This is a genomic window from Protofrankia sp. CiP1_Cm_nod3 (assembly GCF_982290655.1).
The window spans coordinates 34,665-37,961 of sequence record NZ_CEVIVD010000032.1 but is presented as its reverse complement, the minus strand read 5'-3'; the positions used below and the strand labels follow the sequence as shown (position 1 = coordinate 37,961).

General features: G+C 66.8%; 4 protein-coding genes. 3 read left to right on the top strand and 1 reads right to left on the bottom strand.

The annotated features are described in order from the left end of the window. Positions 1 to 222: 222 nt before the first annotated feature. The 3 genes from AC5LUJ_RS09025 to AC5LUJ_RS09015 all read left to right on the top strand — a co-directional run bounded on the left by AC5LUJ_RS09025 (position 223) and on the right by AC5LUJ_RS09015 (position 1,977). Positions 223 to 534: a hypothetical protein gene (locus AC5LUJ_RS09025; RefSeq protein ID WP_250293006.1), complete on the top strand. Its 312-nt coding sequence runs from the start codon at positions 223 to 225 to the stop codon at positions 532 to 534. Continuing rightward, the gene (locus tag AC5LUJ_RS09020; RefSeq protein WP_250293008.1) at positions 531 to 791 is read left to right on the top strand and encodes a hypothetical protein; all 261 of its coding nucleotides are present in this window, start codon (positions 531 to 533) and stop codon (positions 789 to 791) included. The genes AC5LUJ_RS09025 and AC5LUJ_RS09020 overlap by 4 nt, the downstream gene beginning before the upstream one ends. 694 nt (positions 792 to 1,485) lie before the next feature. Then, a complete protein-coding gene (locus tag AC5LUJ_RS09015) occupies positions 1,486 to 1,977 on the top strand; it encodes a hypothetical protein (RefSeq protein ID WP_445548585.1) in 492 nt (163 codons plus the stop codon). A 196-nt stretch (positions 1,978 to 2,173) separates the two neighbouring features. On the opposite strand, the gene AC5LUJ_RS09010 is transcribed toward AC5LUJ_RS09015, so the two are convergent. Next, complete coding sequence (locus AC5LUJ_RS09010; protein ID WP_493464766.1) at positions 2,174 to 3,187, bottom strand: LLM class F420-dependent oxidoreductase; 1,014 nt, start codon at positions 3,185 to 3,187, stop codon at positions 2,174 to 2,176. Positions 3,188 to 3,297: the final 110 nt, after the last annotated feature.

Sequence of the window (3,297 nt, the reverse complement as noted above, 5' to 3'; positions counted from 1 at the left end):
GACCGGCACTCCAGGTAGCAGAACTCTGCCTGCGTGACCGCGTGAATGGTATTGAAAAATCTGGCCACCGCATGGGTTTTATGATCGACTACCGTAACTTCGCGGCAGACGGTCGAACATCTGGCATGATCTGATCAACCTAAAATGCCATCTTCTTGCTGCGACCCTGAGGACCGGCTCGGGTTGGGCGACTGTGTTCTGCTCGGAGTTCCCGACGGTGTCGTGGACGGCGTCCTCGTCGGTGACACCGTTCCCGACGGTGTCGTGGACGGCGTTCTCGTCGGCAACGAGCAAGGCATTGTCGAGACGGTGTCCGGTGCGAGGGCGGATGGCGTGGCCGAGGCCTTGAACGGCGTTGCGGACGGCGGCCTGGACGGTGTCGCGGGCGCTGTCCTGGCTGCTGTCCTGGACGGAATTGCGGATATCGACCGGCATGGCCCGGGCGTCGCCTGCGCGGAGGGATCGACCTTCGGCACGGGCGGCAGTTTCCTGACCTTCTTGGCTTCGTACTGTGGTGCAGTCTTCACCTGTTGAACATTCTGGATCCGGATACCGTGAACATCGCCTCCCAGGTTCAGGGTCACGATGTTCCGTTCGGTCGCCATGTCGGACTTACCGTCCAGCAGGAAGCGGAGCTTATCCGCAACATGGATGTTGTACAAGCTGTCCCTTGCCTTGCCGAGGACCGTCTGTCGGACAACGAGCAGGGTGCCGTTCGCCGGAGCTTGAATTTTTTTCGACTCGGACGCCTCGACAGAGAAAGTTCCCAATGGAGTTACGATCTGCCGTGAAGCATTTACGGTGATGCTCCCGTCGCCGGACAGCGTGAACTCGATCGGGAGAAGCGGCGGGTGGTATTTGCCCTCCAGATCGCAGCCGACGAGGACCAGAACCAGCAAGAGGGCCGACGCGACCATTTTCCCCGGACCGAACGATCGATGCATGGCCCACCTCCGTGGCATCACACCTGGACCATCACCTATGATGATCATCGGATATGCTACCGCGTGCAGGCGGCGGAGCCGGCGTCTCTGTAAGAAACACGTCACCAAGATTCCTGGAAACCCGGACTGACGCCGCGTGCCGCTCATAGATGTAGTCTCAACCGGGCTTGCGGGCCTCGATCAGGAACCGCGTCGTGTACGCGACGAAAAGACCGTCGACCTGGATACGATCGTGCAGGGCCTCAAGCTGAGGCCGATATCGGGTAACGGTGGACCCGGGACCATCCAGATCACTTTGCACGGGAAGTACTGACATGAAACTTGACTTTCGCGGTTATGCGGTGTCGGTGCCCCAGACCAGTCGGAGGGTGTGGAGTTCCGCCGGGGTCGGTGGTTCGGGTCGAGTGGGCTGAGTATCTGGTGGCGATCAGGACGCAGCGAAGCTTGCGGCCATTTCAGCGGTGGAGGGGCGGGTCTTGGTGGTGCACCAGGGGGCGCGCGTGGTGGTCGGTGGCGTCCGTCGGAGTGGTGGCCGGCGACGGTGTACCAGACAGCGGTCAGCGTCTGGCAGGCCAGGCCGAACGGGACGGTGCGTTCCACGACGGCTTTCACCCGGTCGCGGGCCTTGCCCGACGCCGAAGATCTGCTTGGCGCCCGCGATCGCGACTTCCATCGCCTGCCCGACGCCGCCACCGTCCACCTGGACTCCGGCTACCATGGCCAACCGTCTCGCGACGTGCTCGCCGCCCACCGCCTGGCCGGTGAGATCGTCCCGAAGGGGGAACGCAGCCCGGTCCAGTTCGGTCGGCGCTGGGCCGGGGAGCGCACCCACTTCTGGATGAACGGCTACGGCAAGCTACGCCGCCGCACCGAGAAGAACGGCAGGGCAGTCGATTTCTACCTGTACCTGGCGGCAGCGTTCGTCACTGTCCGTCGTCTGATCCAGGAGGCGCGGCGAGGTACCGCTGGGCCAGCCGCCCCACCACCCGTCGGCTCACGTGGGCCTGCTGCCGGTTGCTCTTGCTCGTTCTAGAGCGCCAGTCGGATAACCATACGTATCCCCCCGAACGGTGGCCCGCTTCGATGGGCGCCAGCTACCGGAGAAGATCGGCGCTATTTTGTCGTTGTGTACGCTTTTGCGGCCAAAAAGCGTACACAACGACAAAATAGCCTGGATCATGGCCTGCGCGGGTGGTCGTGGATGGGATCCGCGCTACTTGACCGGCGTTCTAGCGACCGGCGCTCTGGCCTGGGCGGCTTTCGCCGAGCGGGTCGAGCAGCGCCGGGGCGAGTTCGCGCCACTGCCGGCGGGGCAGGCCGCGGCGGTCCGGGTCGAGCACCTGGACGCACACGTGGTCGGCGCCGGCGTCCAGATGCTCCTTGATCCGGCCGAGCAGGACGTCCGGGTCGCCCCAGGGCACGATCGTGTCGACGAGCCGGTCCGAACCCGCGTCCGCGAAATCGCTGTCGGTGAAACCGAACCGGCGCAGATTGTTCGTGTAGTTCGGCAGCCGCAGGTAGGAGCCGGTGTGCCGCCGGGCCAGCTCCCGCGCGGTCTCCGGGTTGGTGTCCAGGACGAACGCCTGCTCCGGGATGAGCAGCTTGCCCGGCCCGAGGATCGTCCGGGCGCTCGCGGTGTGTTCCGGCGGCACGAAGAACGTGTGGGCGCCGTCCGCCCGGGCGCGCGCCAGCTCCAGCATCTTCGGCCCGAGCGCGGCGAGTACCCGCGGTGACGACGCCGGCGGAACCGCCCGGTACTGCTCCCGGGCGGACGCGTCCATCTCGTCGAGGTAGGCGCGCATCTGCGTCAGCGGTCTGGTGTACGGCACCCCGCGGATCTCCATTAGGGACGCGTGCGACACGCCGACGCCGAGCAGGAACCGGCCGGGGAACGCCTCGGCCAGCGTCAGCTGCCCGGCCGTCATCGTCTGCGGGTGCCGGGCGAGGATCTGCGCGATGCCGGTGGCGACGGTCAGCCGGGGGGCCGCCGCGAGCATCAGCCCCGCGGTGACCAGCACCTCCCGGCCCCTGACCTCGCCGGTCCAGACCGCGGGATAGCCCAGCTCGTCGAGTTCGGCGACGGCGTCGCGCACCACGGACGCCGGCGAGTAGTCGAACTGGCCGCTCCAGATCCCGACCTTACCGAGCGTCACCGATGCGGACGGGTCGGCGGGGCGGGCCGCGGTGGCGGGTACGCCGGGCTCCGGCTCACCGGTGGTGATGGGCGTCTGCGCAACTGTCACCGCACCACGCTATCCGGGCCGGGGCGGCGACCGCCCGTCGGGCGGCCCGGCCGCGGCACCAGGCTCCGCCCCCGGTGTTCCGGGAGCGTCGGCTGTTCCGGGAGCGTCGG